Genomic DNA, 16,390 nt, shown 5'->3' with positions numbered 1-16,390 from the left:
GCGGGGCGTCAAACCCCTACGCGGTCCTGACCCCCCGGGCGTCCGCACCGCCCCCCCGCCGCCCCCCCCCCCCCCGGCGCGCCCACCTCTTCGTCGTCCGTCGTCCCCTGTTCCGGATAATGATCGTCCTGTTGTCAGTGGGGACCGGTACGCTCGAAAGCACGATGACAGAGGACCTCTCACCGGCCGAGCGGTATGCGGCGGCCCGCAGGCGGGCCGCCGAGCAGGCCACCGCGCTCGCGTCTTTCCGCGAGATGTACGAATTCGGCCTCGACCCCTTCCAGATCGAGGCCTGCCAGGCACTCGAAGCCGGGAAGGGCGTTCTGGTGGCCGCTCCCACCGGCTCGGGCAAGACGATCGTCGGCGAGTTCGCCGTCCACCTCGCCCTGGAGCAGGGCAAGAAGTGCTTCTACACGACACCCATCAAGGCGCTGTCGAACCAGAAGTACGCCGACCTGTGCCGCCGCTACGGTGCCGACAAGGTAGGCCTGCTCACCGGCGACAACAGCGTCAACTCCGACGCCCCCGTGGTCGTGATGACCACCGAGGTGCTGCGGAACATGCTGTACGCGGGCTCCCAGACCCTGCTCGGCCTCGGCTACGTGGTCATGGACGAGGTGCACTACCTCTCCGACCGCTTCCGGGGCGCAGTCTGGGAAGAGGTGATCATCCACCTGCCGGAGTCCGTGACCCTGGTCTCCCTGTCGGCGACCGTGTCCAACGCCGAGGAGTTCGGCGACTGGCTCGACACCGTCCGCGGCGACACCGAGGTCATCGTCTCCGAACACCGGCCCGTCCCGCTGTTCCAGCACGTCCTCGCCGGGCGCCGGATGTACGACCTGTTCGAGGAGGGCGAGGGCCAGAAGAAGGCCGTCAACCCCGACCTCACCCGGCTGGCCCGGATGGAGGCGAGCAGACCCTCCTACCAGGACCGCAGGCGTGGGCGCGCCATGCGGGAGGCCGACCGGGAGCGGGAGCGCCGGCAGCGGTCCAGGGTGTGGACACCGGGGCGCCCCGAGGTCATCGAACGGCTCGACTCCGAGGGTCTGCTGCCGGCCATCACCTTCATCTTCAGCCGCGCCGCGTGCGAGGCGGCCGTCCAGCAGTGCCTGTACGCCGGTCTCCGGCTCAACGACGACGAGGCGCGCGAACAGGTGCGCGCGCTCGTCGAGGAGCGGACCTCGTCGATCCCGCACGAGGACCTGCACGTCCTCGGCTACTACGAATGGCTGGAGGGTCTGGAGCGCGGTATCGCCGCCCACCACGCCGGCATGCTCCCGACCTTCAAGGAAGTCGTCGAGGAACTCTTCGTCCGCGGCCTGGTCAAGGCCGTGTTCGCGACCGAGACCCTCGCGCTCGGCATCAACATGCCCGCCCGCTCGGTGGTGCTGGAGAAGCTCGTCAAGTGGAACGGCGAGCAGCACGCCGACATCACCCCCGGCGAGTACACCCAGCTGACCGGCCGTGCGGGCCGCCGCGGCATCGACATCGAGGGCCATGCCGTGGTGCTGTGGCAGCGGGGATTCAGCCCCGAGCACCTCGCGGGGCTCGCGGGTACCCGCACCTATCCGCTGCGCTCCAGCTTCAAGCCGTCGTACAACATGGCGGTCAACCTGGTCGAGCAGTTCGGCCGGCACCGGTCGCGAGAGCTTCTGGAGACCTCGTTCGCGCAGTTCCAGGCCGACAAGTCGGTCGTCGGGATCTCCCGGCAGGTGCAGCGCAACGAGGAAGGACTCGAGGGCTACAAGGAGTCCATGACCTGCCACCTCGGCGACTTCGAGGAGTACGCGCGGCTGCGGCGCGAGCTGAAGGACCGGGAGACCGAACTCGTCCGCCAGGGCGCGGTCGAACGCCGGGCCGAGGCCGCGGTCGCGCTGGAGAAGCTCAAGCCGGGCGACGTCATCCACGTGCCGACGGGCAAGTACGCCGGTCTCGCGCTGGTCCTCGACCCCGGCCTGCCCGCCGGACGCTCCAACGGCCACCGGGGCTTCGAGCACCACGACGGGCCGCGCCCGCTGGTACTGACCGCGGAACGCCAGGTCAAGCGGCTGGCGGCAATGGACTTCCCGGTGCCCGTCGAGGCGTTGGAGCGGATGCGGATCCCCAAGTCCTTCAACCCCCGTTCCCCGCAGTCCCGTCGGGACCTCGCGTCCGCGCTGCGCACCAAGGCCGGTCACATTCCGCCGGAGCGGGCCCGCAAGAAGCGCTCGCAGGCCGCGGACGACCGGGAGATCGCACGGCTGCGGACCGCGATCCGGGCGCATCCCTGCCACGGCTGCAACGACCGGGAGGACCACGCCCGGTGGGCCGAGCGGTACCACCGGCTGATGCGGGACACCTCGCAGCTGGAGCGGCGGATCGAGGGCCGGACCAACACCATCGCCCGCACCTTCGACCGGATCGTGGCCCTGCTGACCGAGCTGGACTACCTGCGCGGCGACGAGGTCACCGAGCACGGGAAGCGGCTGGCCCGGCTGTACGGCGAACTCGACCTGCTCGCCAGCGAATGCCTGCGGGCCGGTGTCTGGGAGGGGCTCAGTCCCGCCGAACTCGCCGCGTGCGTCTCGGCGCTGGTCTACGAGGCACGGGTCGGGGACGACGCGATGGCCCCCAAGCTGCCCTCCGGGAAGGCGAAGGCCGCGCTCGGCGAGATGGTGCGGATCTGGGGCCGTCTGGACGCGCTGGAGGAGGAGTTCCGGATCAACCAGGCCGAGGGCGTCGGTCAGCGGGAACCGGACCTCGGCTTCGCCTGGGCCGCGTACATGTGGGCTTCGGGGACCGGGCTGGACGAGGTGCTGCGGGAGGCGGAGATGCCGGCCGGGGACTTCGTGCGGTGGTGCAAGCAGGTCATCGACGTGCTCGGGCAGATCGCGGCGGCGGCTCCGGTGGCGGGGTCGGGTGTTTCGAAGACCGCGCGCAAGGCGGTTGACCTGGTGCTCCGGGGGGTTGTGGCCTACTCGTCGGTGGGGTGACCTGTCCTGGTCCTGGTCCTGGTCCTGGTGCGGGTGCGGGTGCGGGTGCGCTGTCGCTGGTCGCGCAGTTCCCCGCGCCCCCAAGCGGGTGGGTCGCCTCACCTGGCGTTCAAGTAGTGGCGCCAGCTCCCGTGGCGAGTGATGTCCTCGGCGTCGGCCAGCGCGCTCGGTTCACAGAGGAAGCCGGGCACCTTCGTACCATCCGTCAGCTCCAGCTTGCCCAGGGCCATGGGGCGGGGGAGCCCGGCCAGGAGACGTCCCAGGCCTTCGGACGGCAGGCGCCACACCTCCGCTTCGATCTCGGCTCCGCCCTCGCCCACGTACACCAGACCCGGCTTCGGCGGTGTCGTCGGCAGCGCGTACAGACGGTACGCCGGTGCCGTCGTCGTCGTGCGGTCCAGGACCGCGCCCAGTGACAGGAGCTGGGGGTTCAGCGGCTGGCCGGTCAGGTGGGCGCCCACCACCGCCAGGCTCACCCCCGGCTCCAGCGCGCGGGCGACGGTGGCCAGGCGGTCGTCCGTGAAGGCCGGACCGATCAGCATCACGCCGAACGGCAGACCGTTCACCTCGCCCGCCGGTACCGCCACCGCCGCCAGGTCGAAGAGGTTCGTGGAGTTGGTGAAGCGGCCCAGGCGGGCGTTGGCGCCCAGCGGGTCGGCCGCCACCTCGGCCAGGGTGGGGTGGCCCGGAGCGGTCGGGAGCAGCAGGGCGTCCGCGTCGGACAGCTCGGCCAGCGCGCGGGTCCGCAGGGCGGACAGCCGGTCCTGATCGGTGAAGAGCCGGTGGGCCGGGATGTCGCGGGCCCGGGTGACGATGCCGCTCACCGTGGGGTCCAGGCCGTGGCCGCCGGAGGCGAGCAGTTCGTCGATGAAGGGGCCCACCGCCGTGTAGCGCTCCGCGACGAAGGCGCCCTCGTAGAGCATCGCCGCCGCCTCGGTGAAGGGGGTCAGGTCGAGCGGGCGGAGCACGGCGCCCGAGGCGGCGAGACGGTCGGCCGCTTCCTCGTACGCCGTCGCCCAGCCCTCGTCCATCTCGCCGAGCTGGGCGAGCGGCGGGATCGCGATCCGCCAGGGACCCGGGCGCCGCTGGGGCAGGGGCGGGAGCGCCCGGTCCGGCGGGGCCGCCAGATACGACAGCGCCTGCTCGGCCTCCGGCAGGGTGCGGGCGAACACCGTCACGCAGTCCAGGGAGGCACAGGCCGGGACCACCCCGGTGGTGGGGAGCAGGCCACGGGTCGGTTTGAGGCCGACGATGCCGTTGAGGGCGGCCGGGACCCGGCCCGAACCGGCCGTGTCCGTGCCGAGCGCGAAGTCGACGATCCCGAGGGCCACCGCCACCGCCGAGCCCGAGCTGGAGCCGCCGCTGATCCGGGTCGGGTCGATCGCGTTGCGGACCGCGCCGTAGGGGGAGCGGGTGCCGACCAGGCCCGTGGCGAACTGGTCGAGATTGGTCGTGCCGAGGACGAGGGCGCCGGCCGCGCGCAGCCGGGCCACCACCGGGGCGTCGGCCTCCGGCTCGTAGGCGTACGCCGGGCAGCCGGCCGTGGTCGGCAGTCCCCGCACGTCGATGTTGCCCTTGGCGGCGAACAGGCGGCCGGCGAGCGGGAGGCGTTCACCGGCGGCCACCCGCTCGTCGATCGCCCGGGCCTCCGCCTCGGTCTCCTCCCGTGGGCGCAGATCGATCCAGATCTCGGGGCGGTCGACCGCGTCGATGCGCGCGTAGGCGGCACGGATCCGGGAGACGGTGCTGGACATGCTCGGTCGCTCCTGTCGGTCAGTTCGGGGTCGGGGCCAGGACGAGCAGTGCCGTCCCCGCCTCCACCTGGTCGCCCGGCTTCGCCAGGATCTCCGTCACCACGCCGGCCATCGGCGCGTGCACCCGTGACTCCATCTTCATGGCCTCCAGGGCGAGGAGGGCCTGGCCGGTGGTCACCTCGTCGCCGGCCGCCACGTTCAGCTGCCACACGGAGGCCGCGAACTCGGCTTCTATCAGGCGACCGCCCGGCGGTACGGACACCTCGGCCGGCGCGTCGGACGCCGGTGCTGTCGCCGCCTGGGCCCTCGCGAACTCGCCCGCCGCCTCCCAGGCGTCGCGCTCCGCGGCGAAGGCCCGCTGCTGGCGTGCCCTGAAGTCCGCGATGGCGTCGCCGTGTTCGGAGAGGAACCCCTGGTAGGACGCCAGGGAGAACGTCCCCTCCTCGATGCGCGGCACGAACCTGCCGGAGATGATGTCGGCCCGCAGGTCCAGGAGCTCGTCCGGGGACACCGGGTACCACCTGATCCGGTCGAAGAAGCGCAGCAGCCACGGCGAGCCGGGCCGGAACGCGCCGCGCTGCTGCCAGCCCGACCACACCTGGGTCGTACGCCCCACGAACTGGTAGCCGCCCGGGCCTTCCATGCCGTAGACGCACAGATAGGCGCCGCCGATACCGACGGAGTTCTCGGCGGTCCAGGTGCGGGCCGGGTTGTACTTCGTGGTGACCAGGCGGTGGCGCGGGTCCAGCGGGGTGGCGACCGGGGCGCCCAGGTACACGTCGCCGAGGCCGAGGACCAGGTACTCCGCGTCGAAGACCGTGCGGTGGACGTCGTCGACCGAGTCCAGGCCGTTGATACGGCGGATGAACTCGATGTTCCACGGGCACCAGGGGGCGTCGTCGCGGACGCCCGCCATATAGCGGGCGATCGCCTCGCGGGTCGCCGGGTCGTCCCAGGACAGGGGGAGGTGGACCGTACGGGAGGGCACCACCAGTTCATCGGTGGGCGGCAGCCCCAGGACGATCTCCCGTACCGAGGACAGGAGTTCGGCCTGGGTGAGCAGACCGGGGTCGGTCCGGACCTGGAGTGAGCGGATCCCCGGGGTGAGGTCCGTGACCCCGGGCAGGTCCGCCGCCGTCACCGCCTCCATCAGCGCGTGGACGCGCATCCGCAGAGCCAGGTCCAGCTGCATCGGGCCGAACTCGACCAGCAGGTTGTCGTCGCCGCTGCGCCGGTAGGTCACGTCCCCGTCGCGGGCCAGGACGCCGCCGTCGACGATCGCGGGGCGGAGCGCGCCGGTCACGTCGGCCGGGGTGAAGCGGACCGTGTCGCCGGGCCGGAGCTGGCCCAGTTTCCAGCGTTCGCCGCTCAGGACGGTCGCCGGGCACACGAACCCGCCGAGGGAGGGGCCGTCGGGGCCGAGCAGGACGGGCATGTCGCCGGTGTAGTCGACGGCGCCGGCCGAGTACGGGGTGTCGTGGATGTTGGACGGGTGCAGGCCCGCCTCGCCGCCGTCTGCGCGGGCCCAGCGCGGTTTGGGGCCGACCAGCCGCACCCCGGTGCGCGCCGAGTTGAAGTGCACCTTCCACTCGGCGGCGTAGAAGTCCCGGATGTCGTCCTCGGTGAAGAACTCCGGGGCGGCATGGGGGCCTTCGACGGCGGCCAGCTGCCAGACGGACGTGAAGCGCGGGCGTTCGGCGACCGGCTCGCCGTCCGTCACCGCTCCGCCGTGCAGGACGTCACCCGTGCGCAGGGCGCGGCCGCCGTGGCCGCCGAACCGGCCCAGCGTGAAGGTGCTCGCGCTGCCCAGGAAGGCAGGCACGTCCAGGCCGCCGCCCGCGAACAGGACGTAGGTGCGCAGCCCGTGTGCGGAGGGGGCACCGACCTCCAGGAGCCCGCCGGCCGGTACCGTCACCGGTTCCCACTGCGCGACCGGGGCGCCGTCCAGCGTCACCGGGGCCGGGGCGCCGGTCACGCAGACGGTCGTCGGGTGGGTGAAGCGCAGGGACGGGCCCTGGAGGGTGCATTCGAGGCCGGGGGCACCCTCCGGGTTGCCCAGCGCGCGATTGCCGAGCCGGAAGGAGCGGTCGTCCATCGGGCCGCACGGGGGTACCCCGACCTGCCAGTAGCCGGTGCGGCCCGGCCAGTCCTGGACCGTGGTGAGCGTGCCGGCGGTGACGACCTCGATCCGGGGGGTCGGGTCGGTGACCGTGGCGAGGGTCGCCGTCGAGTGGACGGCGGCCCGGAAGGCCGGTTCGGCGAGAGCGGCGCGCACCAGACCCAGGTTGGTCTCGATGCCGTCGACCCGGGTGCCGGCCAGCGCCTCGTCGAGGGTGCGCAGGGCCCGGTCGCGGTCGGGGCCGTGGGCGATCACCTTCGCGAGCATCGGATCGTACGACGTGGTCACCTCGGTGCCGGTCTCCACCCAGCCGTCGACGCGCACCCCCGGCGGGAACTCCACCCGGGTCAGCAGGCCGGCGCCGGGCCGGTGGTCGCGGGAGGGGTCCTCGGCGTAGACGCGGGCCTCGACGGCGTGGCCGCGTGGCTCGCCCGGGTCCCGGACGACGCCGGACTCGCCCCGCGCCAGGCGCAGCATCCAGGCGACCAGGTCGACGCCGTAGATCTCCTCGGTGACCGGATGTTCCACCTGGAGCCGGGTGTTGACCTCCAGGAAGTAGGCCTCCTCGCGGGTCGCGTCGTACACGAACTCGACCGTGCCCGCGGAACGGTAGTCCACGGCCGCGCACAGGTCGCGTGCGGAGGAGGCGAGTCGCGCGCGCACGTGCGGCGGCAGGCCGGGTGCCGGGGCCTCCTCGACCACCTTCTGGTTGCGGCGCTGGAGGGAGCAGTCCCGGTCGCCGAAGGTGACCACCCGGCCCGCGCCGTCGCCGAAGACCTGCACCTCGACATGGCGGGCGTGCTCGACCAGGCGTTCCAGGAACACCCCGGCGGAGGAGAAGGAAGCGGCGGCCACGCGCTGCACCCGGTCCCAGGCGTCGGTCAGTTCGGCCGCGGACCGACATGCCGACATACCGATACCGCCACCGCCGCCGGTGGCCTTGAGCATCACGGGATAGCCGAGGACGGACGCCTCGCGCAGGGCCTCGGGAAGGTCCCGGAGGAGTCCGGTTCCCGGGGCCAGGGGCACGCCGGCCGCCCGCGCCGCCGCCCGGGCCGTGTGCTTGGCGCCGAACAGCTCCAACTGCTCCGGGGTCGGACCGACGAAGACGATGCCGGCGGCCTCGCAGCGCCGGGCGAAACCGGCGTCCTCGGACAGGAAGCCGTACCCGGGGTGGATCGCGCCCGCGCCGGTGTCCTTGGCGGCCTTCAGCACCAGGTCGGCGTCGAGGTAGGACTCCTTCGCCGGGGCCGGGCCGAGCCGTACCGCCTCGTCGGCGAGGCGGACGTGGGGAGCGGAGCGGTCGGGGTCGGAGTAGACGGCGACCGTGCGCAGCCCCAGTGCGCGGGCGGTGCGGATGACCCGGACGGCTATCTCGCCCCGGTTGGCGACCAGCAGGGTGTCGAAACTCATCCGGCGTCCCCGATCGTCATCTCCACCGCGGTCGGTTCGAAGCCGTTGCACGGGTTGTTGATCTGCGGGCAGTTGGAGACCAGGACGAGGACGTCCCGTTCGGCGCGCAGGGTCAGTTTCAGGCCCGGGGCCGAGAGGCCGTCGACGATGCCGAGGGTGCCGTCCGGTTCGACCGGCACGTTCATGTACCAGTTGATGTTGGAGACCAGGTCGCGCTTGCCGAGGCCGTGCTTGGCGCCCTCCGCCAGGAAGTTGTCCACGCAGGCGTGCTGCGACCAGGTGTGGTGGCCGTAGCGCAGGGTGTTGGACTCCTTGGAGCAGGCGCCGCCGACCGTGTCGTGCCGGCCGACCTCGTCGGCGGTCACGGTCATCAGCGGGGTGTGCTCGTTGGAGAGCAGCACGCTGCCCGTGGTGAGGAAGAGGGAGCCCTGCGCGTGCACGGTGTCGGGGGCGCTGTAGCGGACCGCCGTGTCGTGGGCGTCGTAGACGAGGAAGTCGACGGCCTGGTTGCCGTGCAGGTCGGTGATGGTCAGGGTCTGCCCGGCGCGGATGACGGCGGACCAGGCGGCGCGGGCCGGGACGACGGTCGCGGTGGTCATGCGAGCCCCCTCGCGGCGAGGAATCCGGCGGTGTTCAGGAAGGCGCGGCGGCCCTCCGGGGTGGCGTCCCAGAGGGGATCGCCGGGTGCGGTGGGCGCGGCGCGCCAGGCCAGGACCTCCAGGGCGGTGCAGACGTAGTCGGGCCGTGGATCGGCCGGGTGCGGCACGTTCGCGATCAGGACGGTCAGGTCCTGTTCGGCGCGGAGCGTGACGCTGCCGCCGGGGCCGGCCGAGCCGGTGAGGTGCAGCGTGCCGTCGTCGCGCACCTGCACGCCCTGGAAGAACGACAGGGACGGCGGCAGGTCGCGCGGTTCCAGGCCGTTCTTCGCCGCCGCCAGCTTGAACAGTTCGCGCCCGGCGGGGGAGGGCGACTGCGGGGTGCCGTCGCCGTACCGCGCGGTGTTGCGGACCAGGGTGGAGGTGCCGCACAGCGCGTCGTGCCGGCCGGAGGTGTCGGTGACCACGGAGGCCAGGACCCGGCCCTGGTCGGAGAGGAGCAGCACCCCCTCGCCGAGGTAGGCGTTCCACTGGACCTTGACCGTGTCGGCGACGTTCAGCCGCTCCCAGGGACGGTCGGCGGCGTACAGCAGGAGGTGTGCGCAGGCGTCGCCGTGCGGATCGGTCAGGCGCAGTTCGGTGCCCCGGGCCAGGACGCGATGCGTGTAGTTGCCGCCCGCCACCGTCTCCGCCCACACCAGGTGGCCCGCCTCGCAGGGCGGGTCCGGCCAGTCGGCGGCCGGTACGACCGGCATGGCATCGGCGCGGGTACCCTCCTGGGCGCGGGCATGTGCCCGCGCTCCGTACGTGGTCGCTGTCGCCATCGCTGACCTCCGGCTCCGTCGGCTCGGGTGGGACTGGGGGAGATTTCTGTCGCTCGACAGAAATTAGAGGCGGGCCGGGTCGGGGGCGTTGCCGTGGCGTTCCGGCCCGGTTACCGGGGGCTCACCGGGGGAGCGGGGTCCGGCCGCGGCGCCTCGCGGTGATCGCCGGGCGGTGCCGTGTGCGAGGATCGAACGCATGGGGACGAGCAGTGGCCGCCGGGTCGGCCGGCCGCGGGCCGCGCAGCGGCCGGACAGCGGTCTGGACCCGCGGGCGGAACTGCTCGTGGCCGCGGCCGAGTTGTTCACCACCCGCGGCTACGCGGCCACCACCACCCGGGCGGTCGCCGAGCGGGCGGGCATGCGGCAGGCGTCGATGTACCACTACGTCTCCGGCAAGGAGGAACTCCTCGCCGAGCTGCTGGAGTCCACGGTCACGCCGTCGCTGGAATGCGCCCGTGAGCTGCTCGCGGACGACGGGACCCCGGCCGAGGAGCGGCTGCGGGCGCTGTGCCGGGCCGACGTGGAGCTGCTGTGCGCCGGGCCGTACAACCTGGGCGCGCTCTACCTGCTGCCCGAAGTGCACACCGAGCGGTTCGCCGGGTTCCGCGCCGTGCGGTCCGAACTCAAGGACGCCTACCGGCAGTTGATCGCCGCGACGGCGGCCGGCGGGGGGCTCGCCAAGGGGGAGCTGGAGCTGCGGACGGATCTCGTCTTCGGACTGATCGAGGGCGTCATCCTGATCCACCGCTCCGAACCGGAGCGCCCCGTCGGCGAGTTCGCCCGCGCCACGGCCGAGGCCGCGCTGCGGATCGCGGGGGTCTGAACCGGGCCGCGGTTCGGGTCCGGAGAGCAGTTTCACCCGTCACGGTGAGTCACCTTCGCACGTCCGTGTGCCGTCACGCAACGTGTGCGAACATATGCCGTCCGTGCAAAACGACCGAGGGTACTCCAGTCGTTCGGGCGATTTCAGGTGCTCGCCGAATATGACACGGCGTTGATCCGGTCGGACTAAGCTCGCCCGCGGCGCACCGAGTTGAGATGAATTCGTGCGCCTGTTCCCAATCATACGGAAGATCCTGGCTGCTCCATGAACCTTCCCCCCGCGAACTCCCCCGACACCCAGCCGATCCGTCTCAGAAGGCATACATGGTGAGTGTGCAATCGCCTCCCAACGGCCGTGAACTTTCCCTGGCGCGGGTGCTGTTGCTGCCCGCCGTACTGATGGCCGCGGCGACCGCCGCCGCCGTCCTCCTGGTGGCGGAGCCCGCCCGGACCGCCGTCGGCGTGTGCGGGGCCGTCGGCATGCTGCTGGTGCTCGCGACGGCGGCCGAAGCGGTGCGCCGCGGCCGCAGGCTCCAGGACGCGAAGGCCGAGCACGACCGTCACCGTGCGTATCTGGAACAGCGCCTCACCACGAACGACGAGGAGATCGACCGCCTCGGCAAGGAGGTGTTCCCGACCGCGCTCTACCGGCTGAAGGCCGGCGAGCCCCCCAAAGAGGTGATCCGCCAGGTCTTCGACCTCGACCCCCGGCTGCGCCACGTCCCCGAGGCGCAGCGCCGGCTGATCCGCACCATGCTGGACATCGTCGACGAGGAAGACCTCCAGCGCGACTCCCTGGAGCGCTCGTTCGTCAGCGTCGCCCGGCGCGTCCAGGCCATCGTCCACCAGCAGGCACACGAACTGCGGGAGATGGAGGAGGATCACGGCCGCAACCCCGAGGTCTTCGACGACCTGCTGCGCATCGACCACGGCACCGCGCTGATCGGACGCCTCGCCGACTCGGTCTCCGTGCTCGGCGGCGGCCGCCCGGGCCGTCAGTGGCCCAACCCCGTCGCCCTCTACAGCGTGCTGCGCGGCGCGATGTCCCGGATCCTGGAGTACCGGCGCATCGAGCTGCACTCCATCTGCCAGGTCAACATCAAGGGCACCTCGGTCGAACCGCTCATCCACGCGGCCGCCGAGCTCCTCGACAACGCCACCCGCTACTCGCCGCCCTCCACCAAGGTGCACGTCACCGCCGTCGAGGTGCAGTCCGGCGTGTGCATCGAGATCGAGGACGCCGGCGTCAGCCTCAACGAGGAGGCCCGCGGCCGCATCGAGGGCATGCTGGAGAAGGCCAAGCAGGGCAAGGACATCCAGGTCCTCGGCGAGAACCCGCGCCTGGGCCTGTCGGTCGTGGGCCGGCTGTGCACGACGTACGACATGGACGTCTCGCTGCGCGCCTCGGCGTACGGCGGGGTCCGCGCCGTCCTCATCGTGCCCAGCGACATGATGACCACCGACCCGGCCCCCGGCATCGCGCACGGCATCGGCGCCACCGGCATCCCGAAGCCCGAACTCGGCGCGCTCGAAGGCCCCAAGCGGCCCCCCAAGAAGCGCCGGCCCACCAGCCCCCGCATCCCGGCCGGGATCTCCATGGAGGACGACGTCCCCGAGGTGACCGAGTGGACCGCGGGCGGCCTGCCGCAGCGGCGCAGCCGGATGAAGACACCGCTCAGCCAGCGGTACGCCGAACAGGCCGCCATCGAGCGCGCCGAGCGCGAGGGCACCCCGACCGTCTGGTCGCAGCACAAGGAGCCCGAGCCGGAACCGGCGCCCGAGCGTCCCGCGCCCGGCCTGTGGGTCGATGCCTTCTGGGAGGGCCTCAAGAAGAACAACCCGGGTGTCCACCCCACCGACTTCACCCGGAACCCCACCAAGTACCAGCACCTCATCAACGATCCGGCCGGCCCCGACGCCGACGACGAGGGGGACCTCAAGTGATCCAGCAGCGAGGCAACTTCGACTGGATGCTCAAGCAGCTCGCCGACGGGGTACCGGGCGTCGAGATGATCGTCGTCCTCTCCGCCGACGGACTGCGCATCGCCCGGCACGGCGGCGACCCCGACGCCGCCGACCGGCTCGCCGCGGCCTGCGCGGGCGTGCAGAGCCTGGCCACCGCCGTCGCCCAGGAACTGCCCATCAGCAACGGCGACATGAACCTCGTCCTGATCGAGATCGACCGGGGCTACTTCTACCTCATGTCCGCCGGCGCCAACGCCTACCTCGCGGTGCTCGCCGACGTGACCTGCGAACCCGGCCGGATGAGCGAGATGATGCGCGACCTCGTGGTCCGCATCGGCACCCATCTCACCAGTCCGCCCCGGCGGAACGGTCAGACCGTATGACTCCTCCGCAACGCAAACGGCGCCGACCCAGGGCGGCACACCAGCCGCCGCCGCCCATGCCGCCCGCCGCCGAAAACGGCCGCGAGGAGAACGGCGAGGAGGGCGACACCAAGAACCCCGAGCGGCTCTACGTCATCAGCGGAGCCGACGGCGCACGGGCCGAGCTCGACCTGGTCACCTTAATCGTGGCGCGCGCCGACCCACCGCCCTCGGTCACGCCGGAGCAGGCGGTGATGCTCAGGCTCTGTCTCGCCCCGCTGTCGGTGGCCGAGCTCTCCGCCTACCTCAATCTGCCCTTCAGCGCGATGACGGCACTGATCACCGAGCTGATCACGGCCGAACTGGTGCAGGCGCGCGCCCCGATCGTCCGGCAGGCGCTTCCCGACCGTTCCCTTCTCGAAGCGGTGATGCATGGACTTCAAAAGCTCTGAGACGATCCCCGGCCCCCGCACCGAGGACCAGCTGCCGCACACCGCCCAGGCCGCGGTGAAGATCGTGATCGTGGGCGGCTTCGGAGTCGGCAAGACCACCATGGTCGGTTCCGTCAGCGAGATCAGACCGCTGACCACCGAGGAGACCATGACCCAGGCCGGCATCGGGGTCGACGACAACTACGGCTCCGACTCGAAGACCGCCACCACCGTCGCCATGGACTTCGGCCGCATCAGCATCACCGACCAGTTGGTCCTGTACCTCTTCGGCACCCCCGGCCAGGAGCGGTTCTGGTTCCTGTGGAACGGCCTGTTCGAAGGCGCCCTCGGCGCGGTCGTGCTCATCGACACCCGCCGTCTGGAAGTCAGCTTCGACGTCATGGGACGCCTGGAGGAACGCGGGGTGCCGTTCGTCGTCGCCGTCAACTCCTTCCCGGACGCTCCCCGTTACCCCGTCGAGGAACTGCGCACCGCGCTGGACCTGCCCCCCGAGATCCCCATCGTGGAGTGCGACGCCCGCCGCCGGGCCTCCAGCCGGGACGTCCTGATGACCCTGGTGCGCTTCCTGCACTCGCTCGCCATGTCCGGCGCGCTCACCTGAACCCCCCTTTCGGAGCGATCACTGTGACGCCTGAATCCCCCTTCCCGGCCGGCACCGACACCGGCGCCGACCCGGTCCCGCCCCCCGGCTGCCCGGTGCACGACCGCGGACCCGGCGGCCTGCAACGGCTCCACGGCGCCGACGCCGACCACCTGGGCGAGCTGTACGAGAAGCTGCGCACCGAACACGGCGCCGTGGCCCCCGTACTGCTCCATGACGACGTGCCGATCTGGGTGGTCCTCGGACTCACCGAGAACCTCCAGATGGTCCGCACCCCCGCCGTGTACACCCGCGACAGCCGCATCTGGACCCCGCTGCGGGAGGGCCTGGTCAAGCCCGACCACCCGCTCATGCCGCACATCGCCTGGCAGCCGATCTGCTCGCACGCCGAGGGCGACGAGCACATGCGGCTGCGCGCGGCCGTCATGGGCGCCATGACCACCATCGACCACCGCAGCATCCGCCGTCTCATCGGCCGCTACACCCAGCTGCTGGTCAACGAGTTCTGCGAGAGAGGCCGCGCGGAACTGGTCTCCCAGTACTCCGAGCACCTGCCGATGGCGGTCATGTGCGAACTGCTCGGCATGCCCGAGGAGTACAACGACCGGATCGTGGAGGCCACCCGGGACGCGCTCAAGGGCACCGAGACCGCGATCGCCAGCAACGAGTACGTCATGGGCTGCCTGACCCGGCTCACCGCCCGCCGCCGGGCCCGCCCCGAGGACGACTTCGCCAGCCATCTCGTCGGCCACCCCGCCAGGCTCAACGACGACGAGGTCGCCCAGCACCTGCGGGTCGTCCTCTACGCCGCCTACGAGACCACCGCCAACCTCCTCGCCAACGCGCTGCGCATGGTGCTCACCGAACCCGGCTTCCGTGCCCAGCTCAACGGCGGCCAGATGACGGTGCCGGAGGCGATCGAGCAGTCCCTGTGGGACGAGCCGCCGTTCAGCACGGTCTTCGCCTACTTCGCCAAGCAGGACACCGAACTCGGCGGCCAGCGCATCCGTAAGGGCGACGGGCTGCTGTACGCGCCCGCGCCGGGCAACGTCGACCCACGGGTCCGCCCCGACCTGAGCGCCAACATGCAGGGCAACCGCTCCCACCTCGCCTTCGGCGGCGGCCCGCACGAGTGCCCCGGTCAGGACATCGGCCGTGCCATCGCCGATGTGGGCGTCGACCAGCTGCTGACCCGTCTCTCCGACATCCAGCTCGACTGCGACGAGGAGGAACTGCGCTGGCGTGCGTCGATCGCGTCCCGGCATCTGGTGGAACTGCCGGTGCGCTTCGACCCGAAGCCCAAGCAGGACGTGACCCTCATGCCGAGCCCCGCGCTGGTCCCGCCGCAGCGCACCGACTGGCAGGCCGGCAGCACCCGTCCGGCAGCACCCGCACCGGTTCCCGAGCCCCGGCCCGTGGCACCCCCGCCGGCCGTGGCCCCGGCCCCGGAGCCCGCCAGGCCCATGGGTATCTGGCCCCGGCTGCGCCGCTGGTGGCTCGGCCGCTAGCAGCCGAGCCCACCTGCCCAGTCCTGGTACGACTCCCAGGCCCGCAGCGTCCGCCCACTGCGCAGCCGGTGCTCGGTCCCCGTGACCGGATCGGTGAACTCCAGCCTCCGCGCGATCAGTTGCAGCGGCCGCCGGAAGTCACCGGCCGGCACGGGGCCGGTCACGACCGGATACAGCGGATCGCCGAGGATCGGCACACCCAGCGCGCTCATGTGGACGCGTAGCTGATGGGTCTGCCCGGTGCGCGGAGTGAGCCGGTACCGGCCCAGGTCTCCTCTGCGTTCGACCAGTTCGACGAGGGTCTCCGCGTTGGGCTCCCCCTCGATCTCGCGAGCCGCCAGCACCCCGCGCTCCTTGAGGATCCGGCTGCGCACGGTCCGGGGAACGGCGAGCGAGGGGTCGTACGGCGCGATCGCCTCGTACTCCTTGCGTACCCGCCGCTCGCTGAACAGCGTCTGGTACGCCCCCCGTTCCTCGGGCCGTACGGTGAAGAGGACGAGTCCGGCCGTGAGCCGGTCCAGCCGGTGCGCGGCCCCGAGCGCGGCGATCCCCAGCTCCTGCCGCAGCCGGGCCAGGACGGTCTCGGTGACGTGACTGCCGCGCGGGGTGGTGGCGAGGAAGTGCGGTTTGTCGGCGACGACGAGGTGATCGTCACGGTGGACGACTTCGAGCGGGAAGGGGACGGGGACCTCGGGGGGCAGGTCGCGGTGGAACCAGAGCCAGAGGCCGGGGGTGTAGGGGGTCCGGGCTGCGACGGGGTGTCCGTCGGCGCCCACGACGAGCCCTGACGCCAGCATGTCCTCCACTGCTCCGGGCGCGGCTCCGGAGAGCCGGGCGACCAGGTATGCGCCGACGGTCTCCCACTCCTCGGCGAAGGGCAACCGCACCCGAACGGGGTCCACCCCTTGGCGCTGGGGGAGGGGAGAGGGCGGAACGCGGGTCTTACGTCTCATTGCAGCCAAGGGTAAGTGCGACGCCGCTTCGTCAGGGGCGCGGGGAACT

General features: G+C 72.0%; 12 protein-coding genes. 7 read left to right on the top strand and 5 right to left on the bottom strand.

The annotated features are described in order from the left end of the window. The first annotated feature begins 119 nt into the window (after positions 1-119). Entirely contained in the window at positions 120-2,972 is a 2,853-nt protein-coding gene (locus tag ACFXI4_RS19615; RefSeq protein WP_362724863.1) for a DEAD/DEAH box helicase, read from the top strand. A gap of 98 nt (positions 2,973-3,070) precedes the next feature. Here the strand turns inward: ACFXI4_RS19615 and atzF are convergent, their stop codons facing one another. Genes atzF through ACFXI4_RS19595 form a run of 4 tightly spaced genes read right to left on the bottom strand, consistent with a single transcriptional unit; the run spans position 3,071 to position 9,678 of the window. Continuing rightward, a complete protein-coding gene (gene atzF / locus ACFXI4_RS19610) occupies positions 3,071-4,726 on the bottom strand; it encodes an allophanate hydrolase (RefSeq protein WP_384992346.1) in 1,656 nt (551 codons plus the stop codon). Positions 4,727-4,745: 19 nt separating this feature from the next. Then, positions 4,746-8,258: a 5-oxoprolinase/urea amidolyase family protein gene (locus tag ACFXI4_RS19605; RefSeq protein WP_384992344.1), complete on the bottom strand. Its 3,513-nt coding sequence runs from the start codon at positions 8,256-8,258 to the stop codon at positions 4,746-4,748. Next, on the bottom strand, positions 8,255-8,857 hold the full coding sequence (locus ACFXI4_RS19600; protein ID WP_362729926.1) for an urea amidolyase associated protein UAAP2: 603 nt from the start codon (positions 8,855-8,857) through the stop codon (positions 8,255-8,257). The genes ACFXI4_RS19605 and ACFXI4_RS19600 overlap by 4 nt, the downstream gene beginning before the upstream one ends. Next, positions 8,854-9,678 (bottom strand): urea amidolyase associated protein UAAP1, encoded by an 825-nt coding sequence (locus ACFXI4_RS19595; protein ID WP_384992342.1) that lies wholly within the window; start codon positions 9,676-9,678, stop codon positions 8,854-8,856. Before ACFXI4_RS19595 ends, ACFXI4_RS19600 begins: the two co-directional genes overlap by 4 nt. A 196-nt stretch (positions 9,679-9,874) precedes the next feature. Here ACFXI4_RS19595 and ACFXI4_RS19590 point away from each other — a divergent pair, with 196 nt between their 5' ends. The 6 genes from ACFXI4_RS19590 to ACFXI4_RS19565 all read left to right on the top strand — a co-directional run bounded on the left by ACFXI4_RS19590 (position 9,875) and on the right by ACFXI4_RS19565 (position 15,388). Then, positions 9,875-10,501 carry a TetR/AcrR family transcriptional regulator gene (locus ACFXI4_RS19590; protein ID WP_384992339.1) on the top strand — a complete coding sequence of 209 codons (627 nt, stop codon included), beginning with the start codon at positions 9,875-9,877 and terminating at the stop codon, positions 10,499-10,501. A gap of 323 nt (positions 10,502-10,824) precedes the next feature. Further along, positions 10,825-12,444: a sensor histidine kinase gene (locus tag ACFXI4_RS19585; protein ID WP_384992337.1), complete on the top strand. Its 1,620-nt coding sequence runs from the start codon at positions 10,825-10,827 to the stop codon at positions 12,442-12,444. After that, positions 12,441-12,848, top strand: a complete 408-nt coding sequence (locus ACFXI4_RS19580) for a roadblock/LC7 domain-containing protein (RefSeq protein ID WP_351320402.1) — start codon at positions 12,441-12,443, stop codon at positions 12,846-12,848. Before ACFXI4_RS19585 ends, ACFXI4_RS19580 begins: the two co-directional genes overlap by 4 nt. Next, positions 12,845-13,279 (top strand): DUF742 domain-containing protein, encoded by a 435-nt coding sequence (locus ACFXI4_RS19575; protein ID WP_384992334.1) that lies wholly within the window; start codon positions 12,845-12,847, stop codon positions 13,277-13,279. Before ACFXI4_RS19580 ends, ACFXI4_RS19575 begins: the two co-directional genes overlap by 4 nt. Next, positions 13,260-13,880: an ATP/GTP-binding protein gene (locus ACFXI4_RS19570; protein ID WP_362719265.1), complete on the top strand. Its 621-nt coding sequence runs from the start codon at positions 13,260-13,262 to the stop codon at positions 13,878-13,880. The genes ACFXI4_RS19575 and ACFXI4_RS19570 overlap by 20 nt, the downstream gene beginning before the upstream one ends. Positions 13,881-13,903: 23 nt before the next feature. Further along, positions 13,904-15,388: a cytochrome P450 gene (locus tag ACFXI4_RS19565; RefSeq protein ID WP_384992330.1), complete on the top strand. Its 1,485-nt coding sequence runs from the start codon at positions 13,904-13,906 to the stop codon at positions 15,386-15,388. Here ACFXI4_RS19565 and ACFXI4_RS19560 read toward each other — a convergent pair. Further along, on the bottom strand, positions 15,385-16,341 hold the full coding sequence (locus ACFXI4_RS19560) for an RluA family pseudouridine synthase (RefSeq protein ID WP_362719271.1): 957 nt from the start codon (positions 16,339-16,341) through the stop codon (positions 15,385-15,387). The genes ACFXI4_RS19565 and ACFXI4_RS19560 overlap by 4 nt on opposite strands. Positions 16,342-16,390: the final 49 nt, after the last annotated feature.

This window comes from Streptomyces sp. NPDC059224 (assembly GCF_042754285.1).
Classification (GTDB): domain Bacteria; phylum Actinomycetota; class Actinomycetes; order Streptomycetales; family Streptomycetaceae; genus Streptomyces.
Note: the sequence above shows the minus strand (reverse complement) of the source record. Positions and strands in the feature narration are given on the sequence as shown.